Raw genomic sequence first — 21,579 nt, 5'->3', positions numbered from 1 at the left:
CGCGGATCACCGCCGTCCCGCCCGGACGGCACGACACCGTCGCCGGCCCGCAGGACGCGCAGCCGGTCGAGCAGCTCCGCCCGGCTGCGGCCCCGCCAGTGCAGCAGTTGGAAGGGGTCGGCGTCGAACGCCTCGGCGAGCAGGTAGAACGTGGCCGCGAGGTGCTTGCAGGGGACGGCGAAGTCGGGGCAGTCGCACCGCTGGCGCAGCTGCGCCACGCCGGCGGGGAAGAGCGGGGCGCCGACCGCCGCGAACAGCCCCTCCAGCTCCGGGGGCAGGTCACCGGCGAGCAGCCGGGCGCTGAAGAACGCCTGGGCCGCCAGCTCCGCCTCGACGCGGGCCCACAGCGGCTCCGGGAACGGCGCCAGGGCGATGCTCACCTCGTACGGCTGTGCGCGGGAGCCCTGCACCAGGGCGTCGACGGTGCCGGGGGCCACGTCCAGGCGGACCACCTGGCCGGCCCGCGCGTACGACCGGCCACGGGTCAGCCGGGTGCCGAGGGCGAAGGACTCCAGCACCTCCAGGAAGCGCCGCGACCACCAGGACCGGCCGATGGCGCCCCGGGTGCTGCGCGCCCGCAGCCCGCCGTCGACCCGGCGCGGCCGGCCGTAGTCGGCGAACCGGCCGCTCGACCCGCCGCCGCCCGCCGGCTGCCCGCTCACTCCACCACCGCCCCGGCCTCCAGCGTGAACAGCTCGCGCAGCTGCGTCGTCGACAGCTCGGTGACCCACTGCTCGCCGGTGCCGACGACCGAGGCGGCGAGGCTGCGCTTGTCGGCGATCAGCGCCGCCACCTTCTCCTCCACCGTGCCGGCGCAGACGAACTTGCGGACCTGCACCCGGCGCCGCTGGCCGATGCGGAACGCCCGGTCGGTGGCCTGGTCCTCGACGGCCGGGTTCCACCACCGGTCGACGTGCACCACGTGGTTGGCCTCGGTGAGCGTGAGCCCGGTGCCGCCGGCCTTCAGCGACAGGACGAAGATCGCCGGCCCGCGCGGGGACTGGAACCGGGTGACCAAGGCGTCCCGGTCGGCCTTGCCGACACCGCCGTGCAGGAAGAGCACCTCGCGGCCGAAGCGGGCCGACAGGTGCCCGCGCAGCATGCCGCCGAACTCGGCGTACTGGGTGAAGAGCAGGGCCCGCTCACCCGCCGCGAGGACCTCGTCCAGGATCTCCTCCAGGCGGGCCAGCTTGCCGGAGCGGCCGGGCAGGGCCGAGCCGTCGCGCAGCAGTTGCGCGGGATGGTTGCAGACCTGCTTGAGGCGGGTCATGGCGGCGAGCACGAGCCCTCTGCGCTCGATGCCGTCGCTGGACTCGATGCGCGCCAGCATGTCGTCGACGATCGCCCGGTAGAGCGAGGCCTGCTCGGCGGTGAGGTTGCAGAGCACCTCCATCTCCAGTTTCTCCGGCAGGTCGGAGATGATCGAGGAGTCGGTCTTGAGCCGGCGCAGCACGAACGGGCCGGTGATCCGCCGCAGCCGCTCGGCCGCGTCGGCGTCGCCGTGCCGTTCGATCGGCTCGGCGTACCTCTTCCGGAAGGTCGCCGCCGGTCCCAGCAGGCCCGGGTTGGCGAACTGCATGATCGACCACAGGTCCGCCAGCCGGTTCTCCACCGGCGTGCCGGTGACGGCGATCCGGTGCCGGGCGGGCAGCGCGCGGACCGCCTCGGCCTGCCGGGTGGCGGCGTTCTTGATGGCCTGGGCCTCGTCGACGACCACCCGCCGCCAGTCGATGCCGGCCAGCTCGACGGCGTCCCGGGCCGCCACGGAATAGGTGGTGAGGACCAGGTCCGCGCCGTGCACGGCCGCGCCGAAGGCATCGCCCCGCGCCCGTTCCGCGCCGTGGTGCACGTGTACGCGCAGTCCCGGCGTGAACCGCGACGCCTCGCGCTGCCAGTTGCCGACCAGCGACATCGGGCAGACCAGCAGGGTCGGCCCGGCGTCCGGCGGGTCCCCGGCGAGCAGGGCGAGCAGTTGCACCGTCTTGCCCAGCCCCATGTCGTCGGCGAGCACCCCGCCGAGCCCGAGGGACTGGAGGAACGTCAGCCAGGCCAGCCCCCGCCGCTGGTACGGCCGCAGCGTGCCGCAGAACGCCGGCGGCGGGTCCAGCGGGGTGAGCCGCCGCTCCACCGCCCCGGCGAGCAGGTCGCCCAGCGCGCCGTCGGCGCTGACCTCCAGCACGGGCAACGCGTCCGGCTGCTCGGCGTCGGCCAGGCCGAGCCGGAGCAGGTCGGCGACGGTCAGCTCGCCGGCGGAGCGCAGCAGGCGCAGGCCGGCGGCGAGCCGCTTCGGGTCCAGTTCCACCCACTGCCCACGCAGCCGCACCAGCGGGGTCTTCAGCGCGGCCAGCGACGCCAGTTCCTCGGCCGTGAGCGGCTGGTCGCCGAGGGACACCTCCCAGCGGTAGTCGACGAGGGCGTCCAGCCCGACGCCGCCGGCGGTGGCGGCGACGGTGCCCGGGGCGGTCCGGCCGCGGGCCTGCAACCGGGCGCCGAGCCGGGCCGACGGGCGCCGCCACCAGGAGGGCAGCAGCACGGCGAACCCGGCGGCGTGCAGCACCGGGGCACCCTCGCGGAGAAACCGGTGCGCCCCCTCGACGTCCAGCTCCAGGGCCTCCGGCGTGGCCGTACGCAGGGCGGTGTCCAGCTCGGGCCAGAGCCGGCTGGCGCGGCCCAGCTCGGCGAGCAGGGTCTCCTGCGGGTCGGCGCCGCGACCGGCCAGCCCGGCGACGGTTCCCGGTTCCCGCCACACCTGCCCGGCGTCCACGTGCAGGCTCGGCTCGTCGGCGGCCTGGAGGCCGAACTCGATGCGCCACCGCCCGGTTGGCGCCACCGTCGCCGTCGGGTCGACGGGTACCACGCCGACCGGCTCGGTGACCTCGTCGGCCGGCGGCTCGACCAGGCGGAAGCTGGCCCGTACCGCACCGCCGGCCGCGTCGCGCTGCCAGGCGTCCAGTTCGGCGCGGAGGGTGTCCAGCGCCACCGGGTCGGCGACGAACTGCCGTACCGCTCCGGTGAGCGCGGCCAGCCAGGCCGGCAGCGCGCCGTTCGGGCGTACGCCCCGGGCCAGCGCGGTCTGTGCCAGGGCGGCCCGGACGGCGGCGTCGGTGAGCGCGTCGAGCGCGTCGGCGACCAGCGCGCCCGGGGCGTGGTCCGGCCCGGACGGCGTGCCCGTGCCGGCGGCGGCACCGGGGCGGCCCGGTGCGTCGGGGCCGGTCTCGGCACGGGCGGCCGGGGGCAGGGCCAGCGCCAGCGCCCGGGCCCAGGTGGCGTCCGTGCCGGTCAGCAGCGGTCGCCACACCGCCCGGGCGGTGACCCCACGGTCCCCGCGCTCCCGCGACTGCTCGGTGAGGCCCGGCAGGACCCGGCCCCGGGCCGTCAGGTCCACCGCGAAGTCGGCGAGTTCGGCGAGGTGGCGCAGCGTCGCGCCCGGCACGGCGGCCAGCGCGTCGAGGCCGCGCAGCAGGGGCAGCGCGGCGTCGGGGGCGTACCGGAGGACGGGGACCCGCCACCCGGCGAGGGTGACTGCCCCGCGGACCGCCCCGGCGACCTCGGGACGGACGAGTTCCGGCGAGTCCAGCGGCGAGCCGGCGCGGGTGGGGAGGGTGAGCAGGGCCGTGTCGAGGTCGGTCGGCTCGGCCGTCGCAGCCAGCGCGGCGGCGATCACGGCCTGGTCGGCGGCGAACGGGTGCGGCCGTTCCCGGGGCGTCCGGCCCGGACGGCGCGAGGCACGGGCCGGCAGCGTGCTGTCCTCGGCCCAGACGACGAGCCCGACGCCGCAGCGCCAGACCCCGTGGACGACCAGCACGCGTTCCCCTCCTCGCGACGACCCCGGCGAGGATATCGGTCCGATCCTGGCGGCCCCGACCAGCGCACCGACGGCCGCCCGATTGGCGACGGCCGGGAGGCCGGCCGCGTGGTGCACCGAGGGGCTAGGGTCGGCGCGTGTACGACCTCCTCGTGATCGGCGGTCTCGGCGTCGACGTGCGGGTGCGGGTGCCCGCGATCCCGCTGCCGGCCGCCGACTCCGTCCCCGTCGACCCGATCGACCTGCGGATCGGCAACACCGGCGCCGGGGTGGCGCTCGCGGCGCACGCGCTCGGGCTGCGGGTGGCGGTGATCGACGTCATCGGCGCCGACCCGGCCGGTGACGTGGTCCGGGCCGCGCTGGCCCGCACCGGCGTGCACGCCGTGCTGGGCGACGCCCCGGCCGGCACCCGGCGGTCGGTGAACCTGGTCGATCCGGCCGGACGGCGCATTGTCGCTCTACGACCCGCGCCCCTGGCAGGGGCCGCCCCCGTTCCCGGCGGGCGAGGTGACCGCGCTGGCCAGGCGGGCGACCCACGTCCACCTGTCGATCATGGACTGGACGCTGCCACTGTTACCCGCCCTGCGCGCCGCGTTGCCCGACGGGGTCGCCCTCTCCACCGACCTGCACGACTGGGACGGGGCGAACGCCTACCATCGGCCCTTCGCCGAGGTGGCCGACCTCGTCTTCGTCAGTGGTGTCCGGCTGGGCGCGGGAGCCGGCGCGCTCGCCACCGCCCTGGCGCCCCGCCCGGTGCTGGTGACCCGGGGCGCGGACGGCGCCGAAGTGCACGCCGGTGCGGGCGACCCGACGCGGGTGCCCGCCACCGAACCGCCAGCGCCGATCGTCGACACGAACGGCGCGGGGGACGCCTTCGCGGCGGGCGTGATCGCCGCACGGCTGCGCGGCACGGCGTTGACGGACGCGGCGTCGTACGCGGCCCGGGTCGCTGCGGCGGCCTGCACCCACGACGGCATGGAGTATCCGCCGGGCCTGCTGCCGCGTCGCTGACGCCGCAGCCCGGCGGCGGCGCCGGGTCGGATCGGCGCGGCGGTCAGACCGCGCCGGTGGCGCCGTCGGTCAGCTCGCGGAGGATGTCGGCGTGCCCGACGTGCCGGGCGGTCTCCTCGATCATGTGCACCAGGATCCAGCGCAGCGACACCTCACCGAGTTGCGGGTGCGGCACGACGTGGTCGAGGTCGAAGCGGCCGGCGACCTCCCGGGACCGGGTGCAGGCCCGCTCGTACGCGGCGGCGAGCCGTTCGACGGTGTCGCCGTCGGCGAGCGCGAAGCTGGCCGCGGCGTCCTCCTCCGAGGTCAGGTAGACCTCGCCCGGGTCCGGGGCGAGCAGGCTCGGAAACCAGCTCCGCTCGACGAGCGTCAGGTGTCTGACGAGGCCGGCGACGGTGGTGGCCGAGGGCACCAGCCGGCGGGCCGCGTCGGCGTCGGAGAGCCCGCGCAACTTGCGCAGCAGCACCCCCCGGTGGAAGTCGAGGAAGGACTCGAGCACGGCCCGCTCGTCGGCGGTGCGCGCCAGCACCGGGCCTAGGGTGGGATCGATCGCAATCTCCGCCATCCACCGACCCTAGTGCCGGCACGTCGCGGCCCGCTGCCCCGCTATCCGCTGCGGGGGCGGGCCGGGCGGGGCAGGATGGGCGTATGGCATCAACGGCAGAGATCCCCCTGGTGGGTGGCGCGGCCGACGGCGAGACCGTCACCGCGGAACTGGACCCGAACGGCCGCCCGCCGCTGACCCACCACCACCTCGGGGCGGAGGGGCTGGCCGAGGCGGAGATCTACGAGCTGGAGTCCGTGGACGCCGCCGCCGACCGGTGGTGCTACCGCTGGCGCGGACCGGCGGTCTGAGCCGGCGGATCAGGCCGCCGGGGCCAGGCTGCGGGCCCGCAGGCTGTCCAGCACGGCGCGGGTGACCTGGGAGGTGCCCCGGGCCTCGTCGCACACCTCGGCCACGCGCTGCGCGGTGGCCTCGGCCCGCTGTTCCCGCTCGTCCCAGAGCCGGTCGACCTCGGCCAGGAGGGGACCCTCGACCTCCCGCTCCAGGCCGCGCAGCGCCGGCACCCCGAGCCGTTGGGCCAGGTCGAAGACCTTGCCGGCGTACGGCAGCGGCAGGAACGGTGTGCCGGCCATCGCGGCGAAGATCAGGAAGTGCAGCCGCATGCCCACGGCCAGGTCGAAGTGGCGCATCAGCCCGAGCACCTGCTGGGGCGAGTAGGTGCCGTGCAGGATCCGCCCCCGCTCGGCGGCCACCATGTGCGACAGCACGCCGTGCGAGTGCCGGATGTCGTCGCGCTCCATCGGTACGAAGAGCACGTAGGCGTCGATCCGCTGCACCAGGAAGTCGCCGATCTGGGCGAGCAGGCGGTGGTAGCCGTCGACGTCGAGCCGCTCGGCGGCCCGGCCCGGCTCCCGTACGCTCATCCCGACCAGCCGGGTGCCGGCCGGCACACCCTCCTCACGGAGCAGCTCCGCCGGGAAGTCCTCGGGCTCGATCAGGAAGGCCGGGTCGGCGGTCACGGTGATGGGGTTGAGCAGCCCCGCCTCCTCCAGCGCCATCCGGGACTCCTGGTCCCGGACGGTCACCTGGGTGGCGCTGGCCAGGGTCTCCCGCACCATGCCCGTGTCCACGCCCTCGCTGAGCGGCCCGACCCCCACCGCGTACGTCAGCAGCGGCAGGCCCCGCTCCTGGGCGACCCGCACCACCCGCAGGTAGCGGCGGGCCTCCCGGTCGTAGAGGATGCCGCCGCCGCCGAGGATGAGCACGTCGAGCTGGGCCAGCACCAACGCGGAGTCGGTCCGGCTGACTCCTTCCCAGGGCACCGCCTCCACCTCGGGGTGCGCGATCCGGGTGTGCGCCGGGTTGCGGGAGAAGACGATGATCCGCCCGTTCGGCTCCTGCTCGCGCAGATCGGTCAGGAGGCCGCTCAGGATCGCCTCGTCACCGAGGTTGCGTCCGCCGTACGAGCCGAGCACTCCGATGGTCAGTCCGCCGCCATGCGTCATCCGTCGCTCCTCCCCAGGTGCGTGCGGGGCGGGTTTCCCGCTGCGCGGGGGAACACTCCTGACGCGGCTCAGCCGCTCGGAGGCAGCCGCTTCGTCATCTGCTGGGCGGCCACCCGGTAGCCGAGGCTGTGGTAGAGGTGGATGGCCCCGGTGTTGGACCCGAAGACGTTCAGTCCCAGCTCGGGCACCCCGAGGGCGGCGAGTTCCGCCTCGACGAGCTGGATCATCCGCCGCCCGTACCCCTGTCTGCGGTGTCCGGGATCCACCTCGACGCTGTTGAGCCACGCGGTGTGGGGCCCGGCGGGGCCGCCGGGCAGCCCGACCCAGATCCACCCCACCTCGACGTCGCCGACCCGGGCGGTGCGCAGCAGGGCGCCGGCGGTGTCGACACCGTCGGAAAGCTGTTCACGCAGCTGGGTGGCGGCCCGCTCCAGGGCCGCGGCGGGCGCCAGGCCGCGATCGACCGTCATCGCCTCGGCGTACGAGCGCACGAGCGGTTCGCGCCGCCGCGCGAACTCCTCGGCCGTCATCGGCGTCAGTTCCACCAGGACTCCCCTCCGCCGGTCACCGGTCGGCGGTGCCGACCAGCCGGGACACGAACGCCACGACCACGTCGTCGGGGTCGAATCCCGCCTCGACGGACGTGCCGAGCAGGTCGAGCAGCAGCCCGTCCATGGCGTAGTGCAGCAGAGCGACCTCGAAGGCGCCACCCGGTAGTCCGGAGGCGAGATGGAAGGCGACGTCGTCGCGGTAGCCGCGGCGCAGTGTGTCGCCGAGGATCCGGGCCAGGTCGGGGCGACGGGCCGCCTCCAGCCGCAGCTCGATCAGGGCCCGGGTGAGGTCGGGCTGCCGGGTGGTCCGCTCGACGATGTGGCGCAGGTAGTCGGTGAACAGCTCCAGCGACGGCGCACGGGCGCCCAGCTCGGCCAGGACCCGCTCGTCCGGGGCGGCCAACCGCTCCATGATCCGCTCGCCGAGCGCGCCGAGCAGCGCGTCGCGGGAGCGGAAGTAGTTGGAGGCGGTGCCCGTCGGCACGCCCGCCTCGACGTCGACCGCCCGGTGGGTCAGGCCGCGCGCCCCGGTCGCCGCCAGCACCCGCAGCCCCGCGTCGGCCAGGGCCGCCCGTCGTTCCACGTTCCTCGCCATAGGAACACCGTAGCAATAACCACTACGCGTGTAGTAACTTTGTCCACGACATCAGTAGTGATTGGGGAACGGTTTGCGCAAGCTCGTGTACTACGTCGCCAGCACCCTCGACGGCTTCATCGCCGCCCCCGACGGGTCGTACGACTTCTTCCCGCTGGACCCCGACCTGGCGGCCCACCTGGCGGCGCACTGGTCGCAGACGCTCCCGACGTTCGCCCACCCGCAGTTCGGCATCGACGAGCCGACGGGCCGCTTCGACGCGGTGGTGATGGGCCGGGCCACCTACGAGCCGGCGCTGAAGACGGGCGTCACCAGCCCGTACGCGCACCTGCAGCAGTACGTCTTCTCGCGCACCCTGCCACCGGCCGCCGAGCCGGAGGTGGAGATCGTCTCCACGGATCCGGTGGAGTTCGTCCGGGAGCTGAAGCGCCGGCCCGGCCGCGACATCTGGCTCTGCGGCGGCGGCCAGCTCGCCGGCCAGCTCCTGCCCGAGGTCGATGAGCTGGTCGTCAAGCTCAACCCGTACGTGGTCGGCAGCGGCGTCCCGCTCGCCGCCCGGGGGTTCGACCCGCGCCGGTTCGACCTGGTCGACACCCGCCCGTTCGACAGCGGAGTGGTCATCCTCCACTACGCCCGACCCGCCGAGACCGAATAGTCGGCGTCAGCCGGGCGGCGACACCGGATGGGTCAGGAACGGCAGGACGGCGGCGGGCAGCGCCGGCGAGGCGACGATGTCGTAGTGGGTGAGCCCCGGCAGCACGGCGAGCCGGGACGCCGGCCGGTCGGTGCCGTCCCAGCCGGCGTCCCGGTGGCCACCGCCGAGCAGCCCGAAGAACTCCACCATGTGCGCGCAGCTGACCGAGTCGCCGTCGGCGAAGACGAGCAGAGTGGGCACGGTGAGGGCGGCCACCTCGGCCGACCAGTCGTAGTCGCGCCGCAGTAGCTCGCCGGTCCTCGCCCAGAGCCGCGCCCAGTTCCCCGGCCGGGGTGCGACGCGGGTGTAGAGCTCGTGCGGCGGGGTGCCGCGCATCCGCTCGCCCGCCGCCTCGTCGGGCTCGGGCATGCCCGCCAGCACCTCCGGATACCAGCCCTGCCGCCGGCACGGCGCGGAGACGACGACCAGCCGGCGGACCAGCGCCGGGTGCTGGATCGCCGCACGCAGCGCCACGCCGCCGCCGAGCGAGTAGCCCATCACGTCGGCCTCGCCCAGGCCGAGCTGGTCGATCAACGCGGCGACGTCGTCGGCCATCGACTCGTGGCGCAGCGGGCGGTCCACGTCGGCGGTGCGCCCGTGGCCCTGGAGGTCGACCGCGATCACCCGCCGGCGCGTGGCCAGCGCCGGCAGGACCGCCGCGAACATCTCCACCGACCCGAAGCCACCGTGCAGCAACAGCAGCGGACGCCCGGTGCCGTGCTCCTCGTGCCACAGGCGCAGCCCGTGGACCTCCGCGTAGCTCACCGCCCCATCCAACCCCGGCCCTACGACGTTCGTGGGTCGTCCGGGCGCTTCCGCCCGTGGTGACGGCCCCGGCGGGGGCTAACCCGGCCGGACGCACGGGTCGGTGGCCGTACGGATCGGGCTCTGCGCCGTGCGGCCGTCCGTGGACGTCACCCGCACCGACCAGGTCAGCGTCGGTACGCGCAACTGCCCGACGCTGACCCGCGCGGCCGATCCGTCCACCGTCATCGCCCGGACCGATGTCCTGCCCCCGTCGGGCGTCCAGCGAACCTCGGCGCCGCCGAGCGCGGCACTGCCGCTCGCCTGCACCACGAGGGTGTACGTGTCGGAGCCGCACCGCACGTGGGTGGTGGCGGAGACCGTGAACGGCGCGGCCACCCGCGGTGCGCCGGTCGGCCGGGGCACGGTCGGAGGCCTGGACGGCGTCGGCGCGACGCCACCCGGCGGGGCGTCGGGCGCGTCGGTCCGGGCGGCCCCGCCGCCGGGCGGCGCCGGCACGACCTGCGTTCCCGGCGTCGGCACGACCTGCGTTCCCGGCGTCGGAGCGGCGGCGCCGACCGGCGGCGGGTCAGCGGCCCGGGTCCGGGCGTCCGTGGCGGCGGGGGACCGCGGCGCGGAGGCCGGGGTCACCGGATCGCCGGCCGGTGATCCGAGTGTCTCGGACACCGGTTGGCCGGAGCCGTGCCGCGCGGCGGTCGGGCGGCCGGATGCCAGCGACCAGGTGCCGAGCGCGGCGAGGAGGACGAGCAGGGCAGCGCTCGCGGCCATCCGCCGCCGACGGCGGTCGCGGCTCGCCGGCGAGGTCGTCCGCACCGTGTGCGCCGCACCACGCGGCACCGCCGCGATGTCCGGGCCCGCCGCAGCACCGTCCACGGTCGCCGCCGCACCGCCCGGGGCCACCGCAGCACCGTCCACGGTCGCCGCCGCACCGTCCGCCGTCGGCGTGGGCCCGTCGGCCGCTGCGTCCGCCGTCGCGGCGTCCCTCGTGCCGGTAGGTCCGTCGGTCCCTGGGCCGGCCGGGGCCGCACCCGGATCGGGCGTCGGGGCGGCCTGGGCCGCAGCCGCCTCGCCGGGCGCCGGCTCCGTCCGGGTGGCATCCGCCGGACCGGGCGCCGTGCCGGCCGCGACGCCGGTCGCCCAGGTCTCGGCCAGTCGCGGCCACACCGTGTCGGCGACGACCAGGAAGGCCGGTGCCGTGTACGCCGACAGCAGCGTGGCCGGGCTGAGCTGTTCCCGCCGGAGCAACCCGCACGCCGCGCAGCTCTCGATGTGACGCGAGACCCGCTTGCGCAGGGTCGGGGTGAGCCGGCCCTGCCAGCCGTCGATCAGGTCGGCGAGGGCCGGGCAGTCCCGGGCTCCGGCGCGGGCCACCAGCAGCGCCCCCAGCGCCCGCTCGAGCTGCGAGCGGGCTCGCGACAGGCGGGCGTGCGCGTGGTTCGCGGGCACCCCGAGGGCCGCGCCGATGTCGGCGGACGACAGGTCGTGGCGGATGGCCAGGTGGACCACCTCCCGGTCACCCGGGTTCAGCGCGGCCAGCGCGGCGTGCACCAGGGCGCGTACCTGCTGGGCGTTGACGCCCGTGCCCGGGTCGGCGACGTCGGCCACCGGCTCGCCGGCCTCCTCCAGCGGCAGGCAGCGGGATCGGTCCCGGAGCTGCCGGAGGCACTCGGTGCGCACGATCGCGTACAGCCAGGAGCGCAGCCGGTCGGGCTCCCGTAGCTGTCCGATGCGCTGGCCGGCGATGAGGAACGCGTCGTGGACGGCGTCCGCGGCAGCCTCCGGATCGCGCAGCATCGTCCGGGCGTACGTGTACAGGCGATCGGCGTACCGCCGGTACATGCCTTCCAGCCCGGCCCGCTCACCGCGGCGCACCGCCTCGACCAGTGCGGTGTCGTCCCGTGCCGCCGTGTCCATCCGTCTCCCCGTCGTTCGTCGAAGGGTCCAGTAGAACCGCGGATCTTTTTCTTGGGACGTTTCTGTTGGCATCCCGACCCGGTCGCGCTCCTACCGGTGTCAGCACCACCGAAACAGCCATGGAGAGGAACACATCATGCGAGAGGGATCGAACCGTAGGCCGCTGTCGCGTCGGGCGGGCGCCGCGGGCGGGGCCGTGCTGAGCGCACTCGTACTCGGCCAGTTGGCCCTCACCGGACCGGTGGCGGCGGTGCCCGGCCTGAGCTTCAAGACGACGACCGGCCCCAGCAACAGCAGCGCGAAGACGCAGAACACGACCTGTCCGGCCGGCACCAGGGTCATCGGTGGTGGCGGCGCGATCACCGGCTCCGGCCTCGGGCAGGTCGGCATGGACATCATGGTGCCGCTGGTCGGCGGAACGGCGTACTCGGTGACCGGCCGGGAGGACGAGAACGGCGTCGCCGGCAACTGGGCGGTCACGGCCAACGCGATCTGCGCCACCCCGCCCCCGGGCCTGGTGACCGTGTCCGGCAGCTCGGCGCCCAGCTTCGGCACGTCGAACTGGTTCGAGAAGTCCTGCCCGGTCGGCAAGCGCGCCATCGGGGTCGGCGGCGCGGTCGTCGGGGCCTCGAACAGCGAGGTCGTCCTTGAGGACCTGCGCATCCACCAGAACAGCGTCGTGGTGGCGGGCGCCGAGGACGGCACCGGCTTCGCCGGCAGCTGGTGGCTGGACGCGACGGCGATCTGCGCCGACCCGCTGCCCGGCGAGCAGCGCGTGATCGACGACAGCGTCTACAGCTCCGCCGCCACCCGCACGATCACGGCCACCTGCTCCGCGGGGAAGCGGGTGCACGGCGTGGGCGGCGAGATCGTCGGCGGCGAGGGTCAGGTGCGCCTGACCCAGATGCGGGCCACCACCTCGACCACCGTCACCGTCTCCGCCGCTGAGGACGAGAACGGCTTCAGCGGCAACTGGAAGGTGCGCGCGTACGCCGTCTGCGCGAGCTGACCCGCCGGTGCCCGTGGTCCCGCGCTCGAACTTCGGCGCGGGGCCACGGGCGACGCCATGGACGAGCCCGCCGTCGGATCGTTGGGCTGGGGAGAAGCCACCATTCCCCCGAGCTACGGAGTGCCCTGCTGATGACCCGAATGTCGTCGCGTACGCCGATGGCGGCTGTGCTGGTGGTGGCGTCCGTGCTGTGGGCGGGCGCCGCCGCACAGGCCGGACCACGCCCGCAGCAGTCCCGCTCACCCGCCGCGTACGCCCGCGACGGTTACCTGCCCCGGCTGCTGCCCGGGTCGGTGTCGCCGACCTGGAAGGCGGCGACGGTCCCCCGCACCGATCCGACGCCGCACGACGCCGCCGGGGTGCGGTTGAAGCCGGCCAGCACCCCGCCTACCAGTTCGACGCCGCCGGCCGGATCGTCGCGCAGAAGACGATGACACTGCTGCGCTTCTCCACGGCGACCGCCGACCAGCGGGTGCGGATCACCGGCCGGGGTGTCTACTACCGGATGGCGAACGGAGCTCTCGCCGGGTACCACGTCGCCGAGGAGGCGGGGAAGCGGTCGTTGGCGGCGAAGGTCGTGGAGCACACGTACGCGCCGACACGGCTGCTGACGGTGGAGCCGGGGACCTACACCGGTCACGCGTACGACTTCCGCTGGAGAGTGATCGGCTCGAAGAGGGTCACGTTCCCGCGTACGTCCGGGGCTCCGATAGACGCGAGCGCGTGGATCGCCGGGGAACTGCACTACCGGGTGACGGCCGGCACCTACCTGGGTTACTGGCTGCCGGCGCGGCGGGGGCTGGTGCTGACCGACGCGCCCGCCCTGCCATGACCCCTCGGCTCGCGATCGACGCGTGCACGACACACCGACCCCGCCCGGCCCCGGCACCGACCCGCATCTCCGATCCGGTTCGGTGCCGGTGCTGGTGGGTGGGCGCGGCAGGTTTCGAACCTGCGACCCCTCGCTTGTAAGGCGAGTGCTCTCCCACTGAGCTACGCGCCCGGAACGCCCGTACGGCGGGCCGGAGGTTGGCCAGCTTACCCTGCCTCCACCGGCCCGGTCGTACGGCGTACCCGGTTGGTCAGGCCGCGACAGCGTCGGTGAGGGCCTTGCGCCAACCCTGCTGGTCGCGCGCCTCGCCCGGCATGTTCATCTCGGCGAAGCGGACCACGCCGGCCTTGTCGATCACGAAGGTGCCCCGGTTGGCGATGCCGGCGACGTCGTTGAAGACGCCGTACGACTGGGCCACCGCGCCGTGCGGCCAGAAGTCGGCCAGCAGCGGGAACTGGTAGCCCTCCTTGTCGGCCCAGATCTTGTGGGCGTAGACGGAGTCGACGCTGACGGTCAGCACCTGGACGTCGTCGTTGACGTAGTCGTTGAGGTTGTCCCGCACCTCGCACAGCTCACCCTGGCAGATCCCGGTGAAGGCGAGCGGGTAGAAGACCAGCAGCACGGTGCGCTTGCCACGGAAGTCCGAGAGCCGGACCTCCTGGTTGTTCTGGTCCTTGAGCACGAAGTCCGGCGCCTCGGCGCCAACCTCGATCGGCATGCGAGCTCCTCAGGATGGGGTCGGATGTCCAACAGCCTGCCACACCCGGCAGCGGGCGCCGCCGGGTGCTCACCGCCGGCGGCCTACTTCTTGCCCTTGGCACCGCGGCGCAGGACGAGGCGTGCGCCGCTCCAGTCCCGGCCGGCGTTGACGGTGGAGGTCTGCTGGAGCCCGGCGGTGGGCGCGGACTCGGCGACCTCGCTCGGCTCGACGTGCCCCTCGCGCCCCGCCTTGGGCGTGAGCAGCCACACGACGCCGTTGTCGGCCAGCGGACCGAGGGCGTCGACGAGGAGCTCGAAGAGGTCACCGTCGCCGTCGCGGTACCAGACCAGCACCGCGTCGACCACCTCGTCGGTGTCCTCGTCGACCAGATCTCCACAGCGGTCGGTCAGGGCGTCCCGGAGATCCTGGTCGACGTCGTCGTCGTACCCCATCTCCAGGACGACCATCCCCGGTTCGATCCCGAACCGGTCCGCCAGGCTGCGTACCCCGTCGGCGGCCTGACCAGCGGTCGCGCTCACTGTCGCGTGCCTCCTCATCTCATCCCTGCCCGCGGCGTCACGTCGACGCCGTCAGGCAAAGTCCACACAGTTGTGGCTCCCCGCGCAAGTGGCGCACCGGGTGCAACGGAATTTACCGTGCCAGGAGCGTGCGGGCACCCTGGGTAATTGCTTCCTCGGAGACCAGAACCTGGCGAGCCGCCGGCCCTAATGGTACAAAAGAGTCAACTCCGGCCACTCGCCGCGCCGCTCCCACATAACCGGCGTCCACCAGGGCCGCGATGACCCCCTCGCCGACCCCGCCGGAGCGGCGGGTCTCGTCCACGACCAGCACCCGGCCGGTCGCCGCGGCCTCGCGGATGACGTCGGCCACCGGCAGTGGCGACAGCCAGCGCAGGTCCACCACCCGGGTGCCGATCCCCTCGTCGGCAAGGGTCGCCGCCGCGCGCAGCGACATCGGCACACCGTTACCGAAGGTGATGATCGTGACGTCCTCGGCGGAGCCGACCCCGTAGACGCGGGCCCGTCCGATCGGCACGTGCCCGCCGGTCCACGCGCCGGGCTCGGCGTACGGCGCCAGCCACTCGCCGTCGCCGTCGGCGTACAGGTCGCGGGTGTGGTAGAGCGCGATCGGCTCCAGGAAGACGCAGACGCTGCCGTCCACCGCCGCGCTGGCCAGGCAGGTGCGCAGCATGGGCGCGGCGTCGTCCGGCCGCGCCGGCACCGCGATCACCAGGCCCGGCACGTCCCGGAGTACGGCCACCGAGTTGTCGTTGTGGAAGTGCCCCCCGAGGCCCTCCTGGTACGCCAGGCCGGCCACCCGCACCACCATCGGGTTGCGGAACGCCCCCTGTGAGAAGAACTGCATCGTGGCGGCCTCGCCACGCACCTGGTCCTCGGCGTTGTGCAGGTGCGCCAGGTACTGGATCTCGGGCACCGGCAGCATCCCGGCCAGCCCGGCGCCGAGCGCCAACCCGAGGATCGAGGTCTCGTCGAGCATCGTGTCGAAGACCCGGGCCGCGCCGAAGCGGTCCCGCAGCCCCTTCGTCACCCCGTGTACGCCGCCCTTGGCGCCGACGTCCGCGCCGAACACGGCCATCTGCGGGTGGTCGAGCATCCCGTCGGCGAGCGCGGCGTTGATGCTCTCCGCCAGCGTCAGTGGGCCGGTCAGCTCGGGCGGACCGCCGCCGAACGCCTCCGTCCGGGCGGCGGCGCCGGGGCCCGCGGCGCGGGCCGCCGCGTCGGCCACCGCCCGGGCGACCCGGACGGGGCGGCGGGGGGCCAGCGGGGCCACCACGTCGGCGGGTGCGCCCAGCTTCGGCTCGTCCAGCACCTCCTCGGCGATCCGGCGTACCTGCCAGCCGATCTCGTCGTAGCGGGCCAGCAGTTCCTCGCCGGTGGCCACCCCGGCACCGACCAGCAGCCGCGCGGTGCCGGCCAGCGGATCGCGGTCGAGGTCCGCGGCGACGTCCCCGGCGTTGCGGTAGGCGCTCTCGTCGTCCGCGCCGGCGTGCCCCATCAGCCGTACGGTCGACAGGTGCAGCACGGCGGGGCGCCGGTGCCGGCGTACCCAGGCCGCCGCCTCGGCCGCGACCTCGTACGCCCGCACCAGGTCGCCGCCGTCCGCGGCGAAGTAGCGGACACCCGGCTTGGACCGCAGCGTCGTCTCCACCCAACCCTTCGGGGAGCGGACGCTCATGCCGAGACCGTTGTCCTCGCAGACGAAGAGCACCGGGATGCGCAGGCCGGTGTGGTCGTACCAGCCGGCGGTGTTGAACGCGGCGGTGGCGCTGGCGTGGTTGACCGAGGCGTCGCCGAACGAGCAGACCACGATGGCGTCCGGCGGCCAGGACGCCTGCGTGGCGCCCGCGCCGCTGCCGACCCGCACCCCGTCGCGCCCGGCGGAGGTCTCCAGGCGGCGCAGCCGTTCCACCGCCAGCCCCATCCCGACCGCGCGGGGCAGGTGCGAGGCGACGGTGGAGGTGGTCGGGACGACGGCCAGGTCGGCGCGGCCGAAGACCTTGTGTCGGCCGCCGGCGATCGGCTCGCGGCTGGAGGCGACCATGCCCCGCAGGACGTCGCGGGCCGCCTCGGCGTACCCCGCGGGGAGCGGGCGGTCCACGACGGACCCGGCGCCGCCGGTCGGCTCGTCCGCCTCGACGGCGTCCGCCCCGGGCCCGTCGCCGCGGACGCCCGGGTCGGCCGGCCCGACCTCGACGGGCCCGTCGGCCGCAGCCGGCTGGTCGGCCCCGTCCCGCCCGGTCCCGGGCCCCTCGGCCGGCACGGGGCGGGCCTGGGCCGCGCGGACGCAGTAGAAGGCTCCCGAGCGGTAGTGCAGCAGCGCCGGGTCGGTGGCGCGCAGCGCGGCGGCGACCGCGGCGTTGCCCTCGTGGCCGGCGGAGCCGATGGTGTGGAAGCCCTCGCCGAAGCTGTGCAGCCAGCGGCCGGCCAGGTCGAGCTGGCGGCTGGTGGCCTGCGCGCCGAAGAGGTCCAGCGCCCGCGCGCCGGTCAGCGTCGTGTCGTCGGTGACCGGCCGTGCCGGGTCACGCCGCTGCGGCGGGTCGGCCAGCGCTGCCAGCGTCTCCCGGAACCGGTCGTCGAGATCTTGCGGGGTGGTCACGTCGGACAGCATTACCGACAAGCGGCCCGCGCGCCCACTCGGACACGTTCGACGCGCTGCGGGTCAGTCGTCGTCGCACCGCTCGGGGCAGCCACCGTCGGAGACCTTCCAGACCAGCTCGCGCAGGGTCGCCAGTTCCGGCACGCTGAGCCCGGCGAGCAGCCGGGAGTCCGACACGACCTGGTGCACCCGGGCCCGTACCTGCCGGCCCGGCCCGGTCACCACCAGCGTCTTCTGCCGCCGGTCGGCGGGGTCGGTGCGCCGCTCGACCAGCCCGGCGCGCTCCAGCCTGTCGACCAGGGCGGTCACGTTGGAGCGGTCGCAGCCCAGCCCTTCGGCGAGGTCGCGGGCCGGCAGCGGCCGGTCGGGGTCCAGCGCGTGCAGCGCCCGCGCGGTCGCGGGGGTCAGCCCCAGCTCGGCGATCTCCACGTCCTGGTAATGGCGCAGCGCGGCGGCGAGGTGCGTGATGCGGCGCACCACGTCGCCGGCCAGCGCCGCGCGGCCGGGGTCCCGCGGGGCGGAGGGGGCGGTGTGCTGCTGCGACATGCCCAAATCCTACTTACGCTCCGTGACGTGTCACCGACGCGCGCGAGGAACCGGTGGCGGCGGTCAGCCGGGGAGGAACGAGAACCGGACGGTCCGGGTGGGGTTGTCGCCGTTGGGGTCGACCAGGCACACCGACTGCCAGGTGCCCAGCGCCAGCCGGCCGTCGACCACCGGCAGCGTCGCGTACGGGGGGACGAACGCCGGCAGCACGTGGTCGCGCCCGTGGCCGGGCGAGCCGTGCCGGTGCCGCCACCGGTCGTCGGTGGGCAGCAGGTCGTCGAGCGCCGCGAGCAGGTCGTCGTCGGAGCCCGAGCCGGTCTCGATGATCGCCAGCCCGGCGGTGGCGTGCGGCACGAAGACGTGCAGCAGGCCGTCGCCCTGCCCGGAGACGAACCGCTCGGCCTCCGCGGTGATGTCCCGGACGGTGGGCCGGGCCCCGGTCTGGACGGTGAACACCTCACTGCGCATACGACGCATTCTGCCCGAGGGGGCCGCCGGCCGCCCGAATCCCGCCGGCCGGGCCGGTAGCGCAAAGTTACCGACGGGTACCTGTGTCGCGCGTCGCGTCTCCGGGCGGTGGGCGTGACGGCGGGTGCCACCAGGGGGCAGGATGGCGCTAGAGACCTATCCCACACAGAACCGAGGGAACGCCTGTGGCTACGGAACGCAAGCGCCCGGTGATCACCGCTGGTCTGCCGAGCCAGCTTCCGGACATCGACCCTGAAGAGACCGGCGAATGGGTCGAGTCGCTCGACGGTGTCATCGACGAGCGCGGGACAAAGCGCGCCCGCTACGTCATGCTGCGCCTGCTGGAGCGGGCCCGCGAGCGCCAGGTCGGGGTGCCGTCGCTGACCACCACCGACTACATCAACACCATCCCGCCGGAGCGCGAACCGTGGTTCCCGGGCGACGAACACGTGGAACGGCGGATCCGGGCCTACGTCCGGTGGAACGCGGCCATGCTGGTGCACCGGGCGCAGCGCCCCGAGATCGGCGTCGGCGGGCACATCTCCACCTTCGCCAGCTCGGCCTCGCTCTACGAGGTGGGCTTCAACCACTTCTTCCGCGGCAAGGACCACCCGGGCGGCGGCGACCACATCTTCTACCAGGGCCACGCCTCGCCCGGCATGTACGCGCGGGCGTTCCTGGAGGGGCGGCTGACCGAGCACCAGCTCGACGGGTTCCGCCAGGAGCTGTCGCACCCGGGCGGCGGCCTGCCGTCGTACCCGCACCCCCGGCTCATGCCGGACTTCTGGGAGTTTCCCACGGTCTCGATGGGCCTGGGCGGGCTGAACGCGATCTACCAGGCGCGGTTCAACCGCTACCTGCACCACCGGGGCATCAAGGACACCTCGGACCAGCACGTGTGGGCGTACCTGGGCGACGGCGAGATGGACGAGCCGGAGACGCTCGGCGCGATCGGCGTGGCCGCCCGCGAGGAGCTCGACAACCTCACCTTCGTGATCAACTGCAACCTCCAGCGGCTCGACGGGCCGGTGCGCGGCAACGGCAAGGTCATGCAGGAGCTGGAGGCGTTCTTCCGGGGCGCCGGCTGGAACGTCATCAAGGTGGTCTGGGGCCGGGAGTGGGACCCGCTGCTCGCCGCGGACACCGACGGCGCGCTGGTCAACCTGATGAACACCACACCCGACGGTGACTACCAGACCTACAAGGCGGAGTCCGGGGCGTACGTCCGGGAGCACTTCTTCGGCCGCGACCAGCGGACCCGCAAGATGGTCGAGGACCTCAGCGACGACGAGATCTGGAACCTCAAGCGGGGCGGGCACGACTACCGCAAGCTCTACGCGGCCTACAAGGCGGCGATGGAGCACACCGGTCAGCCGACCGTGATCCTGGCCAAGACGATCAAGGGCTGGACGCTGGGCTCGCACTTCGAGGGCCGCAACGCCACGCACCAGATGAAGAAGCTGACGCTGGAGGACCTGAAGACCTTCCGCGACCGGCTCTACCTGGACATCCCGGACAAGGCGCTGGAGGACAACCCCTACCTGCCGCCGTACTACACGCCCGGCGACAAGTCCGACGAGATCGCCTACCTCAAGGAGCGGCGCCAGCAGCTCGGCGGCTACCTGCCGTCGCGGCGGCGGGGGCAGAAGCGGCTGAGCATCCCCGGCCCGGAGCGCTTCGCCGACGTCAAGCGCGGCTCGGGCAAGCAGAAGGTGGCCACCACGATGGCCTTCGTCCGCCTGCTCAAGGACGTGATGAAGGACAAGGAGTTCGGCAAGCGCTGGGTGCCGATCATCCCCGACGAGGCGCGCACCTTCGGCATGGACTCGCTCTTCCCGACGCAGAAGATCTACTCGCCGCACGGCCAGCGCTACACCTCGGTCGACCGGGAGCTGTTCCTGTCGTACAAGGAGTCCACCGGCGGGCAGATCCTGCACGAGGGGATCAACGAGGCCGGCTCGGTCGCCTCGTTCACGGCGGCGGGCTCGGCGTACGCCACCCACGACGAGCCGATGATCCCGATGTACATCTTCTACTCGATGTTCGGGTTCCAGCGCACCGCCGACGGGCTGTGGGCCGCCGCCGACCAGATGGCCCGGGGTTTCCTGCTCGGCGCCACCGCCGGCCGGACCACGCTCAACGGTGAGGGGCTCCAGCACGAGGACGGCCACTCGCTGCTGATCGCCGCCACCAACCCGGCGGTGGTCGCGTACGACCCGGCGTTCGCGTTCGAGATCGCGCACATCGTGGAGAACGGCCTGCACCGCATGTACGGCAAGGCGCAGGAGAACGTCTTCTACTACCTGACGATCTACAACGAGCCGATCCTCCAGCCGGCGGAGCCGGAGGGCGTGGACGTCGAAGGCGTGCTCAAGGGCATCTACCGCTACTCCCCCGCCCCGTCGGTGGGTGACGACGCGCCGAAGGCCAACGTGCTCGCCTCGGGCACCGGCATGCAGTGGGCGCTCAAGGCGCAGCAGCTGCTGGCCCAGGACTGGGGGGTGGCCGCCGACGTCTGGTCGGTGACCTCCTGGACGGAGCTGCGCCGCGACGCGGTGCAGTGCGAGGAGCACAACCTGCTCAACCCGGGCGCGGAGCAGCGGGTGCCGTACATCCAGCAGAAGCTGGCCGACGCCGAGGGCCCGAAGGTCGCGGTCAGCGACTGGATGCGCGCGGTGCCGGACCTGATCGCCCGCTGGGTGCCCGGCGACTACACCTCGCTCGGCACGGACGGGTTCGGCATGTCCGACACCCGGCACGCCCTGCGCCGGCACTTCCACGTCGACGCCGAGTCGGTGGTCGTCGCCACGCTGCGACAGCTCGCGCTGCGCGGCACCGTGCCGGCGAGCGTGCCGGCCGAGGCGGCCAAGAAGTACGCCATCGAGGACGTCAACGCGGCCCCGGTCGGCGAGACCGGCGGCGACAGCTAGACACGTACGCGACGAGGGGCCCGGCGGGTGCGCCGGGCCCCTCGTCGTCGCCGGTCGGGCCCACGAGACGCCCGGGGCACGAAGCGGAACGGCGGTGGTCCCGGGGGTCCCTGGCGGGGACACCGGGCCACCGCCGTCGCGGGTGACGCCAGGACGTGCCCGGCTCAGCCGACGGCGGCCAGATCGGTCAGCCGGGCGAGCGAGTCCTCCAGGTCGGCGCCGACCCTGCGCAGGCCGAGGCGGAGCAGGGCGGCCTTGACCGGACCGGCCGGCCAGCGTACGACGATGAGCCGCACGATCGACCCGCCCTCCTCCTCGTCCGCGGTGAGCTGGACGTAGATCTCGGTGCGCGCCTCCGCTCGGGCACCGGCGCCCTTGGCGCGTTCGCGCCAGCCGATCAGGGTCGGCTCCTGATAGGCGATCACCTCGGCCTCATGCGCCGAGCCACGCCCGGCCTGGACGAGTTGTCGACGCCCGAAGCCCTCTCCCGAGAGCACTTCGGCCGCGCGGACCCCCGCCAGCCAGGCCGGCAACTGCTCGGCCCGCTGCACGACGTCCCAGACCGCTTCCACCGGCGCCACCACGTGCGCACTACGTTCCACGAGGATCAT

At 74.3% G+C, this 21,579-nt stretch carries 20 protein-coding genes, 1 tRNA gene and 1 pseudogene; 7 read left to right on the top strand and 15 right to left on the bottom strand.

The genetic code is table 11. From position 1 onward, the window contains the following. Window positions 1–46 precede the first annotated feature (46 nt). Both KBX06_RS28770 and KBX06_RS22545 read right to left on the bottom strand, forming a co-directional pair. Window positions 47–662 (bottom strand): annotated as a pseudogene (locus KBX06_RS28770) (SWIM zinc finger family protein); the annotation flags it as partial. Then, window positions 659–3,805: a DEAD/DEAH box helicase gene (locus tag KBX06_RS22545; RefSeq protein WP_210838339.1), complete on the bottom strand. Its 3,147-nt coding sequence runs from the start codon at window positions 3,803–3,805 to the stop codon at window positions 659–661. The pseudogene KBX06_RS28770 and the gene KBX06_RS22545, both read right to left, overlap by 4 nt. 450 nt (window positions 3,806–4,255) lie before the next feature. Here KBX06_RS22545 and KBX06_RS28030 point away from each other — a divergent pair, with 450 nt between their 5' ends. After that, window positions 4,256–4,816 carry a carbohydrate kinase family protein gene (locus tag KBX06_RS28030; protein WP_247686461.1) on the top strand — a complete coding sequence of 187 codons (561 nt, stop codon included), beginning with the start codon at window positions 4,256–4,258 and terminating at the stop codon, window positions 4,814–4,816. Between the two features lie 43 nt (window positions 4,817–4,859). On the opposite strand, the gene KBX06_RS22535 is transcribed toward KBX06_RS28030, so the two are convergent. Next, entirely contained in the window at window positions 4,860–5,381 is a 522-nt protein-coding gene (locus KBX06_RS22535) for a DinB family protein (RefSeq protein ID WP_210838337.1), read from the bottom strand. An 83-nt stretch (window positions 5,382–5,464) separates the two neighbouring features. Here KBX06_RS22535 and KBX06_RS22530 point away from each other — a divergent pair, with 83 nt between their 5' ends. Beyond that, window positions 5,465–5,671 carry a hypothetical protein gene (locus KBX06_RS22530; protein WP_210838335.1) on the top strand — a complete coding sequence of 69 codons (207 nt, stop codon included), beginning with the start codon at window positions 5,465–5,467 and terminating at the stop codon, window positions 5,669–5,671. Between the two features lie 9 nt (window positions 5,672–5,680). Here KBX06_RS22530 and KBX06_RS22525 read toward each other — a convergent pair whose 3' ends face one another. The 3 genes from KBX06_RS22525 to KBX06_RS22515 all read right to left on the bottom strand — a co-directional run bounded on the left by KBX06_RS22525 (window position 5,681) and on the right by KBX06_RS22515 (window position 7,972). Next, the gene (locus KBX06_RS22525) at window positions 5,681–6,826 is read right to left on the bottom strand and encodes a polysaccharide pyruvyl transferase family protein (protein WP_210838334.1); all 1,146 of its coding nucleotides are present in this window, start codon (window positions 6,824–6,826) and stop codon (window positions 5,681–5,683) included. A 68-nt stretch (window positions 6,827–6,894) separates the two neighbouring features. Continuing rightward, window positions 6,895–7,371, bottom strand: a complete 477-nt coding sequence (locus KBX06_RS22520; protein WP_210838332.1) for an N-acetyltransferase — start codon at window positions 7,369–7,371, stop codon at window positions 6,895–6,897. Window positions 7,372–7,390: 19 nt separating this feature from the next. After that, window positions 7,391–7,972 (bottom strand): TetR/AcrR family transcriptional regulator, encoded by a 582-nt coding sequence (locus KBX06_RS22515; protein WP_210838330.1) that lies wholly within the window; start codon window positions 7,970–7,972, stop codon window positions 7,391–7,393. Window positions 7,973–8,045: 73 nt separating this feature from the next. Between KBX06_RS22515 and KBX06_RS22510 the strand changes: the two genes are divergently transcribed. Then, a complete protein-coding gene (locus KBX06_RS22510; protein ID WP_210838328.1) occupies window positions 8,046–8,627 on the top strand; it encodes a dihydrofolate reductase family protein in 582 nt (193 codons plus the stop codon). A 6-nt stretch (window positions 8,628–8,633) separates the two neighbouring features. Here KBX06_RS22510 and KBX06_RS22505 read toward each other — a convergent pair whose 3' ends face one another. Together KBX06_RS22505 and KBX06_RS22500 are read right to left on the bottom strand one after the other, a co-directional pair. Beyond that, window positions 8,634–9,431 (bottom strand): alpha/beta fold hydrolase, encoded by a 798-nt coding sequence (locus tag KBX06_RS22505; RefSeq protein WP_210838326.1) that lies wholly within the window; start codon window positions 9,429–9,431, stop codon window positions 8,634–8,636. 78 nt (window positions 9,432–9,509) lie between these two features. Continuing rightward, window positions 9,510–11,345 carry an RNA polymerase sigma factor gene (locus KBX06_RS22500; RefSeq protein ID WP_210838324.1) on the bottom strand — a complete coding sequence of 612 codons (1,836 nt, stop codon included), beginning with the start codon at window positions 11,343–11,345 and terminating at the stop codon, window positions 9,510–9,512. Window positions 11,346–11,481: 136 nt separating this feature from the next. On the opposite strand from KBX06_RS22500, the gene KBX06_RS22495 reads away from it, so the two are divergent. The 3 genes from KBX06_RS22495 to KBX06_RS22485 all read left to right on the top strand — a co-directional run bounded on the left by KBX06_RS22495 (window position 11,482) and on the right by KBX06_RS22485 (window position 13,186). Beyond that, window positions 11,482–12,354, top strand: a complete 873-nt coding sequence (locus KBX06_RS22495; protein ID WP_210838321.1) for a hypothetical protein — start codon at window positions 11,482–11,484, stop codon at window positions 12,352–12,354. Between the two features lie 131 nt (window positions 12,355–12,485). Continuing rightward, window positions 12,486–12,788, top strand: coding sequence for a hypothetical protein (locus KBX06_RS22490; protein ID WP_210838319.1), 303 nt, complete (start codon window positions 12,486–12,488; stop codon window positions 12,786–12,788). Continuing rightward, window positions 12,785–13,186 (top strand): hypothetical protein, encoded by a 402-nt coding sequence (locus KBX06_RS22485; protein WP_210838317.1) that lies wholly within the window; start codon window positions 12,785–12,787, stop codon window positions 13,184–13,186. Before KBX06_RS22490 ends, KBX06_RS22485 begins: the two co-directional genes overlap by 4 nt. A gap of 99 nt (window positions 13,187–13,285) precedes the next feature. Here KBX06_RS22485 and KBX06_RS22480 read toward each other — a convergent pair. The 6 genes from KBX06_RS22480 to KBX06_RS22455 form a co-directional block, all read right to left on the bottom strand. Then, a tRNA-Val gene (locus tag KBX06_RS22480) sits at window positions 13,286–13,357 on the bottom strand. A 79-nt stretch (window positions 13,358–13,436) separates the two neighbouring features. Next, a complete protein-coding gene (locus KBX06_RS22475; protein WP_210838316.1) occupies window positions 13,437–13,904 on the bottom strand; it encodes a peroxiredoxin in 468 nt (155 codons plus the stop codon). Between the two features lie 83 nt (window positions 13,905–13,987). Beyond that, window positions 13,988–14,425: a DUF3052 domain-containing protein gene (locus KBX06_RS22470; RefSeq protein WP_210838314.1), complete on the bottom strand. Its 438-nt coding sequence runs from the start codon at window positions 14,423–14,425 to the stop codon at window positions 13,988–13,990. A 112-nt stretch (window positions 14,426–14,537) separates the two neighbouring features. Beyond that, window positions 14,538–17,036 carry a thiamine pyrophosphate-dependent enzyme gene (locus tag KBX06_RS22465; RefSeq protein WP_210838312.1) on the bottom strand — a complete coding sequence of 833 codons (2,499 nt, stop codon included), beginning with the start codon at window positions 17,034–17,036 and terminating at the stop codon, window positions 14,538–14,540. A gap of 51 nt (window positions 17,037–17,087) precedes the next feature. Next, complete coding sequence (locus tag KBX06_RS22460; protein ID WP_210838310.1) at window positions 17,088–17,570, bottom strand: MarR family winged helix-turn-helix transcriptional regulator; 483 nt, start codon at window positions 17,568–17,570, stop codon at window positions 17,088–17,090. A gap of 63 nt (window positions 17,571–17,633) precedes the next feature. After that, a complete protein-coding gene (locus tag KBX06_RS22455; protein WP_210838308.1) occupies window positions 17,634–18,038 on the bottom strand; it encodes a YjbQ family protein in 405 nt (134 codons plus the stop codon). Between the two features lie 185 nt (window positions 18,039–18,223). Between KBX06_RS22455 and aceE the strand changes: the two genes are divergently transcribed. Beyond that, entirely contained in the window at window positions 18,224–20,968 is a 2,745-nt protein-coding gene (gene aceE / locus KBX06_RS22450; RefSeq protein WP_210838306.1) for a pyruvate dehydrogenase (acetyl-transferring), homodimeric type, read from the top strand. 164 nt (window positions 20,969–21,132) lie between these two features. On the opposite strand, the gene KBX06_RS22445 is transcribed toward aceE, so the two are convergent. Beyond that, on the bottom strand, window positions 21,133–21,579 hold the full coding sequence (locus KBX06_RS22445) for an SRPBCC family protein (protein ID WP_210838304.1): 447 nt from the start codon (window positions 21,577–21,579) through the stop codon (window positions 21,133–21,135).

The organism is Micromonospora sp. C31, from assembly GCF_018070575.1.
Lineage (GTDB): Bacteria > Actinomycetota > Actinomycetes > Mycobacteriales > Micromonosporaceae > Micromonospora.
This window is presented reverse-complemented; position numbering and strand designations above follow the sequence as displayed.